Genomic DNA, 16,246 nt, shown 5'->3' with positions numbered 1-16,246 from the left:
CGATATTGGGGTCGAGTCCGAAGTCGAAGCCTTGGCTCGCGCCATCCCCAAGATCGATCACCTGGTCACGACAGCCGCCTCACTGGTATTCAAGCCGTTCMTGGAGMCCGCCCGATCCGACATCGACGCGATGCTAGGRTCGAAGCTGCTGGGGCCGATGCATCTGGTCCGGCATCTGGTCCGACATCTGGTGGCCCGCATGACCAAAGACAAGGGAAAATGAAAAAGCCAGCCGATTGGCTGGCTTTCAACGAAGCGCTTTCCACCGGGCCGACTAGCGGCCCGGCTCCCACTTACAGAAACTTGAACAGGTTCATCCCCTGGATCTGCATRAACGACTGCTGCGCGCCTTGCAGCGCGGTCTGGCGCTGGTAGAACTCGCTGATGGCGGCCGCGTAGTCCAGGTCCTGCAGGCCCGACAGGGTCTGCGCGTTGGACAGCGCGCGGTTCTCGCCGATGGTGTCCAGCGCGTCGACTTCATTCAGGCGCGAGCCCACCGACGAGCGCACCGTCAGCACGTTGTCCAGGGAGTTGCTGAACTGGCGGATGCCCGTGGCGATCACGTTCTGCAGGTTGGCGTTCGCCGCTTCCTGGTTCAGGCCGGTGTTGATCGGGGCCTTCAGCGCGTCGATCACGGCCTTCAGGTTTGCGAACACGTCCGCGCCGGCCTGCTGCGCCGGCTTGGCGGTCATGGTGTCGCCGTCTGCCGGGACGCCCTTCACCGAGAACGACACGCCTGCCACCTTGATGGCCACGTTTTCAGAGTAGTCCGTCGGGGTGCCCACGGCGGTGCCGGTGGTGGTGTCCATGATGCTGTACTGCATCTTGCCCGTGCCGGCGTCGGTCTGGAACGTCAGCGTCAGCGAGTGGCCGTACAGCGGGTCGGTCGGGTCCGTGACCGAGATCGCGCTGTAGGTGCCCGTGCCGGTATTGGCCGAATTGCCCTTGAGCACGTAGCCGGCGTTGCCGGTGACGCTCATGAACACTTCCGAACCGTTGTTGCCCGCTTCCATCTGGCGCGCGGCATCCACCTGCAGCAGCTGGTGGCCGGTATCGCCCTGGTACATCGCACCGCCCGCCGCGTTGAGCGAGAACGGCACGGTGCCCGACTGCAGGCCGGCGAAGATGTAGTTGCCGTTGCCGTCGTCGGCGTTGGCCAGGCCCATYAGCTGGTCGAACTGGCCTTGCAGCGCAGTGGCCAGCGACGCGCGGTCGTTGTCGCTCAGCGTGCCGTTACCGGCGTTCACCAGCATGGTCTGGATGTTCTGGATCGTCGTGGTGACGGTGGCCAGCGTGTTGTCTTCCAGGCCGAGGGAGGCCGTGGCCTGCCTGCGCGACGTGGTGTACTGCGTGTTCACTGCACCGGACTGCGACACGCCCAGGGCGCGCGTGGCGGCCACGGGGTCGTCGGACGGCGTCAGGATGCGGCGGCCGGTGCCGAGCTGCTGCTGCACGTGCAGCAGGGCCGATTGCTGGCCGTTCATCGAGGCCAGGCCCTGATGGTACAGGGTAGAGGTTGCGACGCGCATGGCGAGATTCCTTCGTATCCGTTGAGATCGTTGGCCGCCGCGATTACGCGCCGATGCCGATRAGGGTGTCGAACAGCGTGCTGGCCGTCTGGATCACGCGTGCGTTCGCCTGGTACAGCTGCTGGAACTTGAGCATGTTCACGGTTTCCTCGTCCATGTTCACGCCCGAGACCGACTGCTGGGCCACATAGATCTGGTTGGTGATGCTGTCCTGCGAGGTCGAGGCGATGGTCGCCGACTTCGTCGCGCTGCCCACGTCGTTGACCAGCTGCGCGTAGGCGTCGTTGAAGCTCGACGTGCCGTTGATCGTCTTGGCCGTCTGCAGCTTGGCCAGCGCCAGCGCGTTGCCGTTGTCGGCCACGGCGCCGGTGTTGTTGGCCAACGTGAAGGTGTCGCCGTTATTCGGCGCGCCGTTGAACGTGAACGTCATGCCGTTGAAGGTCACGTCGGTGCCCGTGCCGTTGGGCGCGGTGCTGGTCGGCACGACTGCCGCGCCCAGCGCGTTGGTGAACGTGTAGGTGCCCGTGCCGCTGTTGTAGGTGGCCGTGATCGGCGCRTTCGCCAGCAGTGCAAAGCCCTGCGCCACATTGGTGAGCTTGGCGGTGCCCGTGCCGGTGTTGTTCTTGTTGACGTCCGCGCGCGCCGGGGAAGCCGCGGCTACCTTGGCAGGGTCGGTGATCAGCGTCCCGAAGCTGGCGGCGGCGTTGCGCGTCGGCTGGATCTGGAACGAGTCGTTGGCGTTCATCGGCGCGCTGAGGCTGATCGAGACACCATCGACGACCATCGGCGTGGCGGCGGTCGGGGCGCCCGCCTGCGAGGCCACCACTTTGTTGTCCGAGAGGCGCGTCAGCGTGTAGTTGGTGCCATCGAACTTCAGCGCGTAGTCGCTGGTCGTCAGGTTGCCGGCGTTCGTGATGGTGGCCGAGGCGATCGCCGCCGAGGTGTTGTTCTTGTTGGCGTAGACCACCGGCGAGCCCAGCGAGAACATGTCCGTGCCGATGGCGCCGTTCAGGTCGATGCCCAGCTTGTGCTGGTCGTTGAACGTCTGGCCGATGGCCAGCGAGAGACGGCCGATGGCGTTCTGCGCCGGCTCCAGGGAGTCCGAGCGGAACTTCAGGATGCCGCCGAGCGAGCCGCCCGTCACCGAGCCCTCGGGGGCTTCGATGATGTTGCCGCTCAGCAGCGTGTAGCCCACCGTTGTGCGGCCGGGGTCGGTGGCCGAGGGCTGCGCCACCATGTCGTACGAATCGCTGCCCATGACCAGCGGCTGGCCGTTGCCGACGAACACGTTGTACGTGCCACCGTCCTGCACCACCACCTTGGCGCCGACCAGTTCGGTCAGCATCGCCACGGCCTGGTCGCGCTGGTCGAGCAGATCGTTCGGCGGCTGGCCACCGCCGGCGGCGGTCATGCGCGTGATTTCCTTGTTCAGGTTCGCGATCTGCTTGGTGTAGTCGTTGACCTGCGTCACCGTCGACTTGATCTGCGTGTTCAGGCCGTCCTGGAGCTGCTTGAAGTAGTCGCTGGAGGACTTGATCTGGCCGGCCAGCGCCTGGGAGGCCGAGAGCAGGCTCTGGCGCGCGGCGGTGTCTGCCGGCGTGTCCGACACGGCCTGCACGGCGGCGAAGAACTTCTGCATCAGCGGCGAGAGGCCACCCTTCTGGTCGGCCAGCAGGTTGTCGATCTGCGAGAGCTGGTCCGCGTACGTCGCCAGCTGGGCGCTGGCCGACGTGGCACCACGCAGCTGCCCGGTCAGGAAGCTGTCGTACACGCGCTGCACGGTAATGGTGTTGGAGCCCTGGCCGTAGAAGCCCGAGCTGGTGTACTGGCCGCCCGCCGACGCGATGATCGTGTTCTGGCGCGTATAGCCCGCGGTAGCTGCGTTGCTGAAGTTGTGGCCGGTCGTCGTCAGCGCGTTCTGCGCCACGTTCAGGCCCGAAAGACCGATATTAAAGAGAGACATGTGTCTGACCCCGGATCTGTTGGTAGCCTTCGGCGTGCGGCCGGCGGCGGTGGATGAGCAAGTTAACGGCGCGAACCACGCGGGACTTTAGCGTCTCATCGGCCATTTCCACGTGTTGGCCGGCGCGCATGTTGTGAGCGATCACTTGCGTGAAGACGTAGTCTGGAAGCGCCAATAGCGCGACCGAAAGCGGGCCGCGCGAAGCGTGGGACGGGAGATTGGGCGGCGTATGCGTTGCCATGCCGCCCATCCGTCAGGTCGAAACCTTCTTCATGATCCGGACCAGCTTCTCGCCGTAGGCCGGATCGGTGGCATAGCCGGCGCGCTGCAGGCCATGCGCGGCTTCTTCCGCGCTGTTGGCGGCCACCACGCCCGCGTAGCGCGAGTTGGTGGTCAGCAGCCGCGCGTAGTCAGCGCACGCTTCGTCGTAGGAGCCGTAGGCACGGAAGCGGGCCCGCACCTTCTGCGGCTGGCCATCGACATATTCGGTGGTCAGCACCTCGGCGGTCGGCCCCTTCCAGTTCGCGCCGGCCTTGATGCCGAACACGTTGAAGGTGGTGGAGCCATCCGGGTTGGTGATCTCGCGGCGGCCCCAGCCCGATTCGAGCGCGGCCTGRCCGACGATCAGCTTGGCCGGCACGCCCGAGGCGCGCGAGGCGGCCATGGCCGGCGCGGCCAGCCGGTTGACGAAGTTGCTGATGTGTTCGGGGGAGTCGTCCGGGAGCTGGCCCAGTTGCGACTGGCCGTTCTGCTGCCAGTCCGCCTGGCCCTGATACTGGCGCACGCCGGCGGTGGGGTTCCACGCATTGCCGGGCAGCACCGTGCCGATCGGCGGCGGGCCGTCGGCGTCGGTGGCGCCCCGGCTGTCCAGCAGGGCCGCCATCTGGCCATCCTGCGGGCGGCCGCCCACACCGGGCGCGGCCATGGTGTCCGGCAGCTGCGTGCCCGTGGCACGCGCCAGCTGGCGGATCATCACATCGGCCAGGCCAATGCCGCGCGAGGACAGCTGCTGCGAGAGCTGCTGGTCCATCATCGACATGTAGAGCTTGGTCTGCTCGTTGTCGAACATGCCGTCCTGCGGCGTGGCGTCGCGCATGCTCTTGAGCACCATCTGCGTGAAGACGGCCTCGAACTGCTTGGCGGCCGCCTGCAGGGTGTTCTGGTTGTTGCCGGCGCGAGCCTGGTTCTTGAGCGCCTCGAAGCCCTGCGTATCGAGCGCGAAGCGCTGCGAGACGTCGGTCTGCGAGGAAAGCGTGGCGCCCGACATCAGATGATCTCCAGTTCCGCGCGCAGCGCCCCGGCGGCACGCATGGCCTCGAGGATGGTCTGCAGGTCGGCCGGCGTGGCGCCGAGCGCGTTCAGGCCCTTGACCACCGCGGCCAGCGAGGCGCCCGCCTTGACGATCTGGAGCGAGCCGCCACCCTGCTTGAGGTCGATCTGCGACACCGGTGCCACCACGGTCTGCCCGTTGCTGAACGGCGCCGGCTGGCTGATCACCGGTTGSGTGTTGATCACCACCGACAGGTTGCCGTGCGCCACGGCGCAGTCTTCCACCGTCACCGCCTGGTTCATCACGATGGAACCCGTGCGGGCGTTCAGGATGACCTTGGCGGCGGCCTTGGCCGGGGTGACGTCGAGGTTCTCGATCCGTGCGAGGAAGCCCACGCGTGCCGTCGGCGCCTGCGGGGCGCGCACCTGCACCACGCGGCCATCCATGGCGGCGGCGGTGCCGGGGCCGAGGTTGCGGTTGATGGCGTCGACCACGCGCTCGGCGGTGCCGAAATCCGTATCCTTGAGTTCCAGGTTCATGTAGCCGCCTTCGGGCTGGAAGGCCGCGACGGCACGTTCCACCACGGCGCCGTTGGCGATACGCCCCACGGCAAGCTGGTTGATCTGGACCTTGCTGCCGTTGGCCGACGCGCCCGCGCCGCCCACCAGCATGTTGCCCTGCGCGATGGCGTACACCTGGCCGTCGGCGCCCTTGAGCGGCGTCATCAGCAGCGTGCCGCCGCGCAGGCTCTTGGCGTTACCCATCGACGAGACCACCACGTCGAGCTGGCTGCCGGGCTGCGCGTACGGCGCCAGCGTGGCGGTCACCATCACGGCGGCCACGTTCTTCAGCTGCATGTTCTTGCCGGCGGGCAATGTCACGCCGAGCTGCGAKAGCATGTTCGTAATGCTCTGCGTGGTGAACGGCGTCTGCATGGTCTGGTCGCCGGTGTTATCCAGCCCCACGACCAGGCCGTAGCCGATCAGCGGATTGTCCCGCACGCCCTGGAACGTGACGAGGTTCTTCAGGCGTTCCGCATGCGCCGTGCCGGCGCCCACCAGTCCGAAGACCAGCGCGAGCGCGAGCAACAGGCGCGGAAGAGAGACCGCRCGACCCCAGCGGGTAGGAAGGCCGGGCGGGGTGCCCAATAGCGAGCCTGGCTTGTGGAAAGGCATCGGAGGCAGAAACATGGCGGGATCAGAACGGTAAGACATTGAGGAAGAAGCGCTGCAGCCAGCCCATGTTCTGCACTTCGTCGATGTATCCCTTGGCGGTGTACTCGATCCGTGCATCCGCCACCTGGGTGGACGGCACTGCGTTGTCGCCGGTGATCGTGCGCGGATTGACCACGCCGGAGAAGCGGATGAACTCCGCCCCCTGGTTGATGGCCATCTGCTTTTCTCCGGACACCACCAGGTTGCCGTTGGCCAGCACTTCCAGCACCGTGACGGTGATGGTGCCGTTGAAGGTGTTGGCGGCGGTGGCGCCGCCGCTGGCCTTCAGGGCATTGCTGCCGTTGACATCGGCATTCGACCTGGCGCTGAACAGCCCGGCCAGCGCACGCGGCACGGCGTCGAACGACAACGTCGTGCTGCCCGTGCGGCTGGCATTGGTCCCGGAGTTCTTGCTGGCGTTGACGTTCTCGCTGATCACGATGGTCAGGATGTCGCCAACGTTACGTGGCCGCCGGTCCTCGAACAGCGGATTGCCCGCGTAGGACGAGGCGAAGATGGAACCCGTGGGCGCGCCCACGGCGCGCGGCTCGGCGCGTGCCGTGGTGGGCGTCTGTACGAGGGGCTCCTTCGGCATCAGTGCGCAGCCGCCGCTCGCCAGCACGGCCAGGCCGGCAAAGGCGTACAGGGCAAACACACCGAGGCGATGCAGCTTGGCGGCCATGGTCACTCCCATCATCCCATCTGGGTCAGGCGTTGCAACATCTGGTCGGACGTCTGCACTGCCTTGCTGTTGATTTCGTACGCGCGCTGGGTCTGGATCATGCTGACCAGTTCCTCGACCACGTTCACGTTCGACGCTTCAACGTAGTTGTTCTGCAGCGTGCCCGCGCCGTTCAGGCCCGGCACGGTGGTGTTCGGTGCGCCCGAGGCATCGGTCTGCGCGTAGAGGTTCTCGCCCAGGCTTTCCAGGCCGGCCGGGTTCGGGAACGTGGCGAGCTGGATCTGGCCGACGGTGGCGGCGTTGGTCTGGCCCGGCTGCATCACCGTGACGGTACCGTCGCGGGCCACGTTCACCGAGGTGTAGTTGGCCGGCAGCGTGATGGCCGGGTTCAGCACGAAGCCGCTCGAGGTCACCAGCTGGCCGTTCGGATCGACCTGGAACGAGCCGTCACGCGTGTAGGTGGTGGTGCCGTCCGGCATCGTCACCTGGAAAAAGCCCTGTCCGATGATGGCCACGTCGCGCGCGTTGCCGGTCTGCGTCGGGTTGCCCTGCGTGTGGATACGTTCCGTGGCCACGGGGCGCACGCCGGTACCCAGCTGCATGCCCGAGGGCAGCACGGTCTGGTCCGACGACAGCGCGCCCGGCTGGCGGATGGTCTGGTACATCAGTTCCTCGAACACGGCGCGGCTGCGCTTGAAGCCCGTGGTGGACACGTTGGCCAGGTTGTTCGAGATCACGTCCATCTGCGTCTGCTGCGCATCGAGGCCGGTCTTTGCAATCCAGAGTGAGCGGATCATGGTTTTCCTTCGAGTTCTGTGTCAGCGCAACGCGCTTCAGTTGTTGGACAGCAGCGCGTTGGCCCGCTGGTCGTTGCTATCGGCGCCGGTAATCATCTTCATCTGCATTTCGAAGCGGCGCGCGTTGGCGATCATGTCGACCATCGCCTCCACCGGATTCACGTTGCTGCCCTCCAGCGCGCCGGAGATCACGCGCACGGTGGGGTCCTGCTCCAGCGCGTTCACGCCGGGACGCAGGCGGAAGTAGCCGTCGTCACCGCGTGCCAGCCCTTCAGGCGGCGGCGATACCACGCGCAGCTTGCCGACCTGGGCCAGGCCATTGGCGGCCTCGCCCGGGCCACGCGCCACCACGGTGCCATCGGTACCGATGGATACCGTGGCGCCCGGCGGCACCGCCATCGGGCCGCCATCGCCCAGCACCGGCCGGCCGACCGAGGTCTGGAGCTGGCCGTCGGCCGAAATTTGCAGCGCACCGGCGCGGGTGTACGCCTCGGAGCCGTCGGGCATCTGCACCGCCAGCCAGCCGTTGCCTTGCAGGGCGACGTCGAGGTCGCGGCCCGTGTACGTCAGCGGGCCGGCCTTCATGTCGGCGCCCGGCGTGGAGGCCAGCGTGAAGGCGCGGGTCTGCGTCTCCTGCCCCACCACCGGTACAGCGCGATACAGGTTGATCTGCGCGCGGAACGCCGGCGTGGAGGCATTGGCCAGGTTGTTCGATACCGCGGCCTGTTGGTCGAGTATCTGCTTGGCGCCCGAGAGGGCGGTGTAAATCATGCGGTCCATGTCGGCGTTCCGGCGGAGAGATCAGCGTGGATCAGATGTTCACCAGGGTCTGCAGGACGGTGTCCTGCGCCTTGATGGTCTGCGCGTTGGCCTGATAGTTACGCTGCGCGACGATCAGGTTGACCAGCTGGCCGGACAGGTCCACGTTGGACTCTTCCACGGCGTTGGACTTCAGCGTGCCCATGGCGCCRCCGGCCGTGCCGAGMAGTTCCTGGCCCGAKGCRCCGGTGGMGGACCACACGTTGTCGCCTTCCGGCTTCAGGCCTTCCACGTTGCCGAACGTCGCCATGGCGATCTGGCCCAGCGACAGCGTCTTCTCGTTCGAGTARGAACCGAGGATCGTGCCGTCTTCCTGCACCGAGAAGCCCAGCAGCGCGCCCGAKGCGTAGCCGTCCTGCACGATCTTCTTCGGATCGTTGTCCGAGCCGAACTGCGTGGAACCGGTCAGGTTCAGGTTGGCGGTCAGCGCGGCGGCGCCGTTGGCGGCCGGCAGTGCGAGCGTCGGGTTCGCCGGCGTCGTCGATTGCATCACGCCGTTGCTGTCGAAGGCCATCGAGACCGGCATGCCGGCCAGCGTGTTACCCGCGGAATCGGTCAGGTACATGTTCCAGTTGGTGCCGCCCGGCACGGTCGGCGCGGCAGCCGACTTGGAGAAATACGCGGTGACCTGCTGCTTGTTGCCCAGCGAGTCATARACGCTGATCGCCGTGCTGTAGTTGAACATGTCCGAGGTCGGCAGCGCGCCCGGGGCGCTGGCGAAGGCCGTGGTCGGCACGGTGCTGCGCGAGTCGAGCTGGAACTGCGCCGTCACGGTCTGCGTGGCGCGCGGGGGCATCTGGGCGTTGCTGATGGTGATCGGCTGCGGGGCCACGCCACCGGCGGTGGTGCCAGCCGGGTAGCCCGTGACCTGCAGGCCCGTGGCGTTGACCAGGCGGCCATCGTCCAGGCGGTTCATCTGGCCGTTGCGCGAATAGAACACCGAGCCATCGGTATTGGTCAGGCGGAAGAAGCCGTTGCCGTTGCTGATGGCCACGTCCAGGTTACGGCCCGACGAGGCGATGTTGCCGTTCGTGAACGACTGCACCACGGCGTTCACGCGCGTGCCCAGGCCGATCTTCGAACCCGCGTACACGTCCGCGAACTGCGCGGTGGATTGCTTGAAGCCAACCGTGTTGGCGTTWGCGATGTTGTTGCCAATCACGTCCAGGTTGGACGCGGCGGCGTTCAGGCCGCTTACCCCTTGACCAAAACCCATGATTTTCCCCTAATAAGGCTGTCGTTCGTGAATTGCCCGCGCGTATGCCGGACCGGGTGATACGTAAAAGTGGATCAGGAAATGCGGCGCACGTCGTCGACGTTGGCGGTCTTGCCGTCGCCAAGTTCGACCAGCACGCCGGTGCTGTCACCGCTGATGGACTGGACCTTGCCGTAGACCAGCGCRATGGCGCTGACATCCTTGCCCTCGGCCGTGCCGGACACCTTGAAGGTGTACTCGCCATTGGCCACGGCGTTGCCCTGGTCGTTCTTGCCGTCCCAGGCGATGTCGTGCACGCCGGCGGTCTGGCCCTTCATGTCGATGTTGCGGACCACGTTGCCGTTCTTGTCGAGCACCTGCACGGTCACCGAGTCAGCCGTGGACGGCACGTCCACACCGATCTTGGTGGCCACGCCGTCTGCCACGGTGATCGCGTTGCCCGGCACCATCACGGTCTTGCCGATCAGGTTGGCGGAGTCCATCGCGCGGCTGGCCGCGGTCTGCGAGAGCAGCGCGGTCAGGGTCTCGTTCATCGTCTGCAGGCCRCTCACCGTGCTGATCTGCGCCAGCTGCGAGGTGAGCTGGGCGTTGTCCATCGGGTTGAGCGGGTCCTGGTTGTTCATTTGCGTCACCAGCATCTTCAGGAAGTTGTTCTGAAGATCTGCCGCGCTGGAGCTGCCGCCCTTGAGCGCGTCGTTGACGGCGGAGTTGCTGTTGACGGAAGAAGTGGTCGTCATGGTGTCGGTTCCGGCGGTTCCTGGAAGGATTCGAAAAGTTGTGGATTACTGACCGATCGTCAGCGTCTTCAGCATCATGGTCTTGGCGGTGTTGAGCACCTCCACGTTGGCCTGGTACGAACGCGACGCCGAGATCATGTTGACCATCTCTTCCACCGGGTTCACATTGGGCATCGTCACGTACCCGTTGGCGTCCGCCAGCGGGTGCGACGGGTTGTGCACCATCCGTGCCGGGGCGGCGTCTTCCATGACGCCGGCCACCTGCACGCCGCCCACATCGGACTGGCCGGGCGTGGGCGCCATCTCGAAAATCACCTGCTTGGCGCGATACGGCTGGCCGTTCGGCGCCACGGCGCTGTCCGCGTTGGCCAGGTTGGAGGCCGTCACGTTCATCCGCTGCGACTGCGCGGCCATGGCGGAGCCGGCCACGTCGAAAATGTTCATGCTGGGCATGGTCGGTCCTGGTTAGCTCTGGATCGCCGACAGCATCGTCTTGATCTTGCTGCTCATGACCGTCAGGCCGGCTTCGAAATGCACCGTGTTGTCGGCGAACGCCACGCGCTCGGTGTCCATTTCCACGGTGTTGCCGTCCATGCTCGACTGCAGCGGAATGCGGTAGTCGAGGTCGGCGCTGCCCGAAGTCGGCGCCTGGCCCGGCAGATGGCGCACCTGCGTGGTGGAAAGCGTCATGCCTTCGCTCTGGCGGCCGCGCTCCACCGACGTCGCCAGGGTGCTGGCGAAATCGAAATCGCGTGCCTTGTAGCCCGGCGTGTCCGCGTGGGCGATGTTCGAGGCAATCACCGATTGCCGCTGGGTCCGGAGGCTCAGGGCTTCCTGCTGGAAGCGCAACGCCGCATCGAGTCTGTCGATCATGTCTGCCTTTCCTGCTCTGGCTTCAACTTCGGGGAGAAAACTGCCGTAGACCTGGGAATACGTATACGCATCCCGGTCGGGGGCTTCTTCAGGGTTGCCATCTTAGGGGCCGGCCTGTCACGCCAATCGTGCGAATAGGACCGAGAAATCCGCGCAATTCGCGCCGACCCTTCGCGCGAGGCTGCCTACAATTGCCCCACAGATTCGTTGTTGTATTTCCGATGTTGTGTGGCGACATCGCGCGGACCCGCCCGTGCCGCCGCCCCCATCCTTGCTGGGATGACCCCTATGAACCTCACTCGCCAGGCCGCCGCCGGGCTGATGGCGCTGGCCGGCTTCGCGCTGGCCCMGCCGTCCGCCGCCGCGCCCGCCCAGGTCACGCCGGTGGCGTCGCCGTCGGCTCCCGCCCCGTTTGCCGACGACCCCGTACGCGTGGTCGTCGAACAGTTCCTGCTGCGCCAGGCCTCCGGCCTGCCGGGCAAGGTCAGCGTGCAGGTGGTGCCGCCTTCGGGCGGCCGCGCGCCCGATTGCATCCTTCCCGACCCGTTCCTGCCGTCCGGCGCCGCCCCATGGGGCCGCGTGGCCGTGGGCGTGCGCTGCGGYGGCGACCGGCCCTGGACGCGCTACGTCCAGGCCCGGGTGTCGGTATTGACTGATTACTATGTGGCGGCCCGCGCGATGGCCCCCGGCGAGACCATCAGCGCCGCAGACCTCGAAATGCGCCAGGGCGACCTGGCCGCGCTGCCGCGCGCCGTTGTGACGGATCCGACACAGGTAGCCGGCGCCGTGGCAGCCAACCGCATCGCGGCCGGCTCGCCCATGCGCACCGATCTACTCAAGAAGTCGATTGCCGTGAAGTCGGGCCAGACCGTCAACGTGACCGTCGAAGGTGACTCGTTCCAGCTCACCAGTGAAGGCAAGGTGCTGGCCGATGCCGCCACCGGCAATTCGGTGCAGGTGCGTCTGCGCAACGGTCAGGTCGTCAGCGGCGTCGTCCGGAGCGGCGACACGATTGTCCTGCAGTAGCAAGCGTCACTTTTTTAACGGAAGAAGCCTGAAGTAGTCGCCTGGATTCCCGAGGAAGCAGGAAGTAAGAGCAGGCGTAGGCGGCGCGTGCGAGAATGCCGCCCAACCCTGATCAGGATGCAAAAACCCTAAAGTTCCGGGTGGAACATCCGATAAGCCAAGGGAACCCAGCAAGGATTTCACCGTGAAGATCAACCAATCCACTCCGTCCCTGCCCGCCGATGCCGCGGCAACCGACAGCGCAGCCCGTCCGGCCGCCAACGGTGCCGCCTCGTCCGCGACTTCCGGCGCCCTGACCGGCGTGCGCGTCAGCCCGCTGACCGCGCAAGTACGTGAGATCGGTTCGCGCCTGGTCAATGAGACCGACGACGACATCGATACCGCGAAGGTCGAGGAAATCCGCCAGGCAATCGCGGAAGGAAGGATCAAGATCGATCCCAGCAAGATCGCCGATGGCTTGCTCGCTTCGCTGCGCGAGTTGAGCCAAGGCGAAAGCCAATAACTCCCTGACATGAGCCAAGCCCTGATCCAGACCCTGAAGCTCGAAGCTGACGCCATCGCCGCATTTGGCCGCACCCTCGCCGAGGAGCGCGACGCCATCAAACGCCAGGATTTCCAGGCGTTGAGCGAGCTGCTCAACCAGAAGATGGAATTGGCTCAGGGCCTCACRCGCGCTACCGCGGCGCGCGAGGCGCAGATGATTGCGCTGGGCCTGCGCGTGGGCCCGGCGGGCCTGCTCGTGGGCGGGCTGGTGGACGCGGACGTGACCGAAGCGTGGCGCAAGGTGGTGTTCTTCGCCAGCAAGGCCAAGGACGCCAACGCGCTGAACGGCGCCATCGTCAACGCCCACCTCGAATTYACGCAGGAAGCCATCCAGGTGCTGCGCCAGGGCGGCTCGGGCCCCAACGAGATGTATGGCCGCGACGGCCGCGCGCAGAACGCCGCAAGCGGCGTGAGCCTGGCGGCCGGCTGAGTTACATACGCATCACACCGCCGGTCCCAACCCGGCGGTAGTCAGAACCGGCCTACGCAAGGCTAGGTCATCGACCGATCCCGGCCGGCAGGCACCTTGCCTACATTGACAGACAGGCGCATCCGCACGACACGCGCGGATGCCACCACTTTCTGTCTGGGAGGTGTCACTCATGTCCTTCGCGCTCTATCTCATCGGGCTCATGCTGCTTGTCGGCGGCATCGCCTGGGGCCTCAGCATCGCTGGGTTGGCTCCGGTTTATATCGGTATTGCCTGCTTGGTGGTACTGGGAATTGGAGTGATGTCGGCGGTTTCGCGGACGCGAACTAAGGATCCGTCGTAGGGATGTGGGCGTGGGCGGGCTGGCGCGTGAGGGGCGCTCCGCCCTATTTCGCATCGGTTGCGATCGGAGGCGCTGGCTCCTCATCACTAAAAATAAAGTCATCCGATTCCAGGTTGTGGTCCACCCTGTACTGCTCCTCCCACTCCCAAAAGCCTTCCGGCTCCCTGGAGTCGATACCTCTCCACCAATAACACTCACCGTGCGCTAATATCATGGCCCAGTGATAGTCGAGGTCATGAGCGCGTACGACTATGGCCATATAGTCATCCAAAGCTTCTTCCACAAGCCAGGAATTCATTAGTATGGCGTCGGCCTCGTCTTCCGTTTTCCCCGCATATTTCACCATGATGGCCCTAATTATAGCCACCCAGGAACGAAAATTGAAAACAACACTTTCTCTGGGATCGCGGTCGTTAACGATGACGATACCATCGACAATTTTGCTTTCATCCATTGCTAGCTCATCACTCTCGTTATTTGCAATTTCTCGCCTGTTACGCTACTCCGGCGATTCGTCACTGTCACAAAGCTCCGGYCCTGCAGGTTATGCTCTTTTCTGTATTGCTTTTCCCAACCCCAAAAACCTTCGGGCTCACGCGAGTCGATACCCTCATCCAGATTGCGGACCATGCGCCAACAGCATCGCCCAATGATATTCAAGGTCGCGCGAACGCATAACAATAGCCATATGACCATTCAGAGCCCCACCAAATGAGGAGCGCACCAGACATTTCGCCTCAGCCTCTGTTTTGAATGCATATCTCGCTATGATTGCCTCCATGATCGAGACCCAGGTATGAAAATGACATCCCCCTGGATCCTCATCATCAACAACCAAGATGCTGTCCACGATCCTGTCTTCATCCATCGCACTAACCCTCCCCGATTTTGTGTGAACATCTCACCGGCTTTCGCCGAGGAAATTGCAAACTGACACCCTTTAGCCACAGGGTGCGCACCATTTTTTACGGCACCGGGATTTTTTACCAAGAGGCCACTTACTGCATCATATCCATGCGAAAGCTTTACGCCCACGCGTAAAAAAGCCGACGCACTTCATCTGTAGGCTTGACTACCTTTAATATCAAGCGCAGCCCCCCGCTCCAAGCGGAAAATACGGTGATCTTCGGACACTGGCATGGCGCCTGTTTACATCGCTATTGCCTGCCTCGTGGTGATGAGTATCGGGTAATGTCGGCGGTTTCGCAGACGAGAACTAAGGATCCGTCGTCGGGAAAGTGTCGGCTTTGGCCAGAGTGGGCCCAGCGCGTCTTGCGACGCGTTTCGACGATACGCCTTCGCCTAGCAGGGGTGTTGCGTCACGGGGGGATTTTTTGGTGGATGTCTGAAAATGAAGCTCTCCTGTTTCAGGTTGTGATCCCTTTTATATYCCGCCTCCCACTCCCAGAAATCATCTGGCTCGATCTCACTTATCCCCCTGTGCCAATAGCGCTCCCCATGAACGAGTATCATAGCCCAATGATAATCGAGTTCATGTGCCCGTACGACAATGGCCATATAATCCTCTAGAGCCCTCTTCACGAGCCAAGAATCCATAATTATTTTGTCGGCTTCGCACTCGCTCTTTTCCGAATATCTAACCATGATTGCCTTTATGATTGACACCCAGGTTCGAAAATTAAAAACGACGCCTTGCCGGGGATCGTGGTCATCGATGATGACGATGCCATCGACAATTTTGCGTTCGTCCATCCTAGCAGTCCTCCTGTTGGCTTTGTCGAAAATCAAGATCCCCTTCGCGGAAAATCTGCATCAGCAATGCTAGGTTGGTGCGTCATCGTCAAATTCGAAGCTTTCGGCTTTGAGGYTGCGGTCTTTTCTGTACTGGGCATCCCATTCTTTATAGCCTTCCGGTTCGTTTGTGTCGATTCCCCTCAACCAATATCCCTCCCCATGGGCATAGAGCATCGCCCAATGATAATCTACCTCATGGGCACGTAAAACTACAGCCATATAGTTTTTCAGGGCGTTTTCTACTAAGGGCGACTCAAGAAGAATGGTCTTGGCTTCGACCTCATTTTTTCCACCATACTTGACCATAAGTCCCGCGATAATCTCCACCCACGTATGAAAGTTGAAAATAACGACTTCCCTCGGGTTCTTGTCATTAATGATTCGAATACCATCGACAATCCTTCCTTCGTCCATCATGACTAACAATCCTCYCTCATGGATGCATTAAATATTGAAATCGCCTTTGCGGAAAAAACTGCCATCTGGCAGCCACTACTTTTCGGATAAGCACCACTCTCTTTTACTGCTAGTGGGTTTTTAACCATAGGCCCGCTTACCGCATCGTACCCATGAGAAAGCGTACCCTTACGGCCTCGCGTGACAAAATCAGCCCACTCCGAGTCTGCAAAATCGAATACTTTTATATTCAATTTCTGTAATTCCGCATCCGGAACGGCAAACGTGGTAATGGTTGGGCGCTTATTTGAACGCCAATCCTCTGCTTGCGCCCTATCTGTCGTCACATAAAATCCTCTTTTTCCTGCGGGGTTAAAATCCAGATTTGCGCGACTCCTTGCAGGATCAATTCCCCCTTTAATATCCCCTGCATGGTAGAAAGTTGTTGTCTTTTCAAGGGCTGAAAGTCCGAGGGGATCGAGATACTGCACCGGATTCGGTGCATACGCGTAGGCATTAATCCCGCCTTCCAGCCCAATCGGGTCCTTGCTSACAWACCGCCCGCTTACCGGATCATAGTACCGGTGCCGGTTGTAATGGAGCCCGGTTTCCTGGTCGTAATACTGGCCCTGGAAGCGCAGTGGGTTGGCAAT

Annotated in this window: 20 protein-coding genes; 4 read left to right on the top strand and 16 right to left on the bottom strand. The window is 63.4% G+C overall.

Going from position 1 to position 16,246, the window contains the following annotated elements:
• Nucleotides 1-293: 293 nt before the first annotated feature.
• The 11 genes from flgL to flgB all read right to left on the bottom strand — a co-directional run bounded on the left by flgL (nt 294) and on the right by flgB (nt 11,100).
• A complete protein-coding gene (flgL, locus tag AB4Z27_RS10925) occupies nt 294-1,529 on the bottom strand; it encodes a flagellar hook-associated protein FlgL (RefSeq protein ID WP_092295805.1) in 1,236 nt (411 codons plus the stop codon).
• Nucleotides 1,530-1,572: 43 nt separating this feature from the next.
• Nucleotides 1,573-3,492, bottom strand: a complete 1,920-nt coding sequence (gene flgK, locus AB4Z27_RS10920) for a flagellar hook-associated protein FlgK (RefSeq protein ID WP_092295809.1) — start codon at nt 3,490-3,492, stop codon at nt 1,573-1,575.
• Between the two features lie 253 nt (nt 3,493-3,745).
• Complete coding sequence (flgJ, locus tag AB4Z27_RS10915; protein WP_441592637.1) at nt 3,746-4,759, bottom strand: flagellar assembly peptidoglycan hydrolase FlgJ; 1,014 nt, start codon at nt 4,757-4,759, stop codon at nt 3,746-3,748.
• Entirely contained in the window at nt 4,759-5,952 is a 1,194-nt protein-coding gene (locus AB4Z27_RS10910) for a flagellar basal body P-ring protein FlgI (protein ID WP_092295818.1), read from the bottom strand. The genes flgJ and AB4Z27_RS10910 overlap by 1 nt, the downstream gene beginning before the upstream one ends.
• Nucleotides 5,953-5,959: 7 nt before the next feature.
• Nucleotides 5,960-6,658: a flagellar basal body L-ring protein FlgH gene (gene flgH, locus AB4Z27_RS10905; RefSeq protein ID WP_244844726.1), complete on the bottom strand. Its 699-nt coding sequence runs from the start codon at nt 6,656-6,658 to the stop codon at nt 5,960-5,962.
• Between the two features lie 11 nt (nt 6,659-6,669).
• Nucleotides 6,670-7,455 (bottom strand): flagellar basal-body rod protein FlgG, encoded by a 786-nt coding sequence (gene flgG, locus AB4Z27_RS10900; RefSeq protein WP_092295824.1) that lies wholly within the window; start codon nt 7,453-7,455, stop codon nt 6,670-6,672.
• A gap of 36 nt (nt 7,456-7,491) precedes the next feature.
• The gene (gene flgF, locus AB4Z27_RS10895; RefSeq protein WP_092295826.1) at nt 7,492-8,235 is read right to left on the bottom strand and encodes a flagellar basal-body rod protein FlgF; all 744 of its coding nucleotides are present in this window, start codon (nt 8,233-8,235) and stop codon (nt 7,492-7,494) included.
• A 31-nt stretch (nt 8,236-8,266) separates the two neighbouring features.
• The gene (flgE, locus tag AB4Z27_RS10890) at nt 8,267-9,490 is read right to left on the bottom strand and encodes a flagellar hook protein FlgE (RefSeq protein ID WP_441644456.1); all 1,224 of its coding nucleotides are present in this window, start codon (nt 9,488-9,490) and stop codon (nt 8,267-8,269) included.
• A 74-nt stretch (nt 9,491-9,564) separates the two neighbouring features.
• Complete coding sequence (gene flgD, locus AB4Z27_RS10885) at nt 9,565-10,227, bottom strand: flagellar hook assembly protein FlgD (RefSeq protein ID WP_092295833.1); 663 nt, start codon at nt 10,225-10,227, stop codon at nt 9,565-9,567.
• 45 nt (nt 10,228-10,272) lie between these two features.
• Nucleotides 10,273-10,680: a flagellar basal body rod protein FlgC gene (flgC, locus tag AB4Z27_RS10880; RefSeq protein ID WP_092295836.1), complete on the bottom strand. Its 408-nt coding sequence runs from the start codon at nt 10,678-10,680 to the stop codon at nt 10,273-10,275.
• 12 nt (nt 10,681-10,692) lie between these two features.
• On the bottom strand, nt 10,693-11,100 hold the full coding sequence (gene flgB, locus AB4Z27_RS10875) for a flagellar basal body rod protein FlgB (RefSeq protein WP_092295839.1): 408 nt from the start codon (nt 11,098-11,100) through the stop codon (nt 10,693-10,695).
• Nucleotides 11,101-11,388: 288 nt separating this feature from the next.
• On the opposite strand from flgB, the gene flgA reads away from it, so the two are divergent.
• The 4 genes from flgA to AB4Z27_RS10855 all read left to right on the top strand — a co-directional run bounded on the left by flgA (nt 11,389) and on the right by AB4Z27_RS10855 (nt 13,442).
• Nucleotides 11,389-12,126, top strand: coding sequence for a flagellar basal body P-ring formation chaperone FlgA (gene flgA / locus AB4Z27_RS10870; protein ID WP_441644455.1), 738 nt, complete (start codon nt 11,389-11,391; stop codon nt 12,124-12,126).
• A 184-nt stretch (nt 12,127-12,310) separates the two neighbouring features.
• On the top strand, nt 12,311-12,628 hold the full coding sequence (gene flgM / locus AB4Z27_RS10865) for a flagellar biosynthesis anti-sigma factor FlgM (protein WP_149138701.1): 318 nt from the start codon (nt 12,311-12,313) through the stop codon (nt 12,626-12,628).
• Between the two features lie 9 nt (nt 12,629-12,637).
• Nucleotides 12,638-13,099 (top strand): flagella synthesis protein FlgN, encoded by a 462-nt coding sequence (locus AB4Z27_RS10860; RefSeq protein ID WP_092295848.1) that lies wholly within the window; start codon nt 12,638-12,640, stop codon nt 13,097-13,099.
• Nucleotides 13,100-13,271: 172 nt separating this feature from the next.
• Complete coding sequence (locus AB4Z27_RS10855) at nt 13,272-13,442, top strand: hypothetical protein (RefSeq protein WP_177219943.1); 171 nt, start codon at nt 13,272-13,274, stop codon at nt 13,440-13,442.
• A gap of 43 nt (nt 13,443-13,485) precedes the next feature.
• On the opposite strand, the gene AB4Z27_RS10850 is transcribed toward AB4Z27_RS10855, so the two are convergent.
• The 5 genes from AB4Z27_RS10850 to AB4Z27_RS10830 all read right to left on the bottom strand — a co-directional run.
• Nucleotides 13,486-13,896 carry a hypothetical protein gene (locus AB4Z27_RS10850; protein ID WP_250025747.1) on the bottom strand — a complete coding sequence of 137 codons (411 nt, stop codon included), beginning with the start codon at nt 13,894-13,896 and terminating at the stop codon, nt 13,486-13,488.
• Nucleotides 13,897-14,052: 156 nt separating this feature from the next.
• Complete coding sequence (locus tag AB4Z27_RS10845) at nt 14,053-14,310, bottom strand: hypothetical protein (protein ID WP_144199916.1); 258 nt, start codon at nt 14,308-14,310, stop codon at nt 14,053-14,055.
• A gap of 434 nt (nt 14,311-14,744) precedes the next feature.
• Nucleotides 14,745-15,155, bottom strand: a complete 411-nt coding sequence (locus tag AB4Z27_RS10840) for a hypothetical protein (protein WP_441644454.1) — start codon at nt 15,153-15,155, stop codon at nt 14,745-14,747.
• A 69-nt stretch (nt 15,156-15,224) separates the two neighbouring features.
• Entirely contained in the window at nt 15,225-15,614 is a 390-nt protein-coding gene (locus tag AB4Z27_RS10835; protein ID WP_441644453.1) for a hypothetical protein, read from the bottom strand.
• Between the two features lie 2 nt (nt 15,615-15,616).
• Nucleotides 15,617-16,246: RHS repeat-associated core domain-containing protein (locus AB4Z27_RS10830; protein WP_441644452.1), on the bottom strand; the 630-nt coding region annotated here is incomplete at its 5' end.

This window comes from Cupriavidus sp. KB_39 (assembly GCF_052114485.1).
In the GTDB taxonomy this organism is placed as follows: Bacteria; Pseudomonadota; Gammaproteobacteria; order Burkholderiales; family Burkholderiaceae; genus Cupriavidus.
Note: the sequence above shows the minus strand (reverse complement) of the source record. Positions and strands in the feature narration are given on the sequence as shown.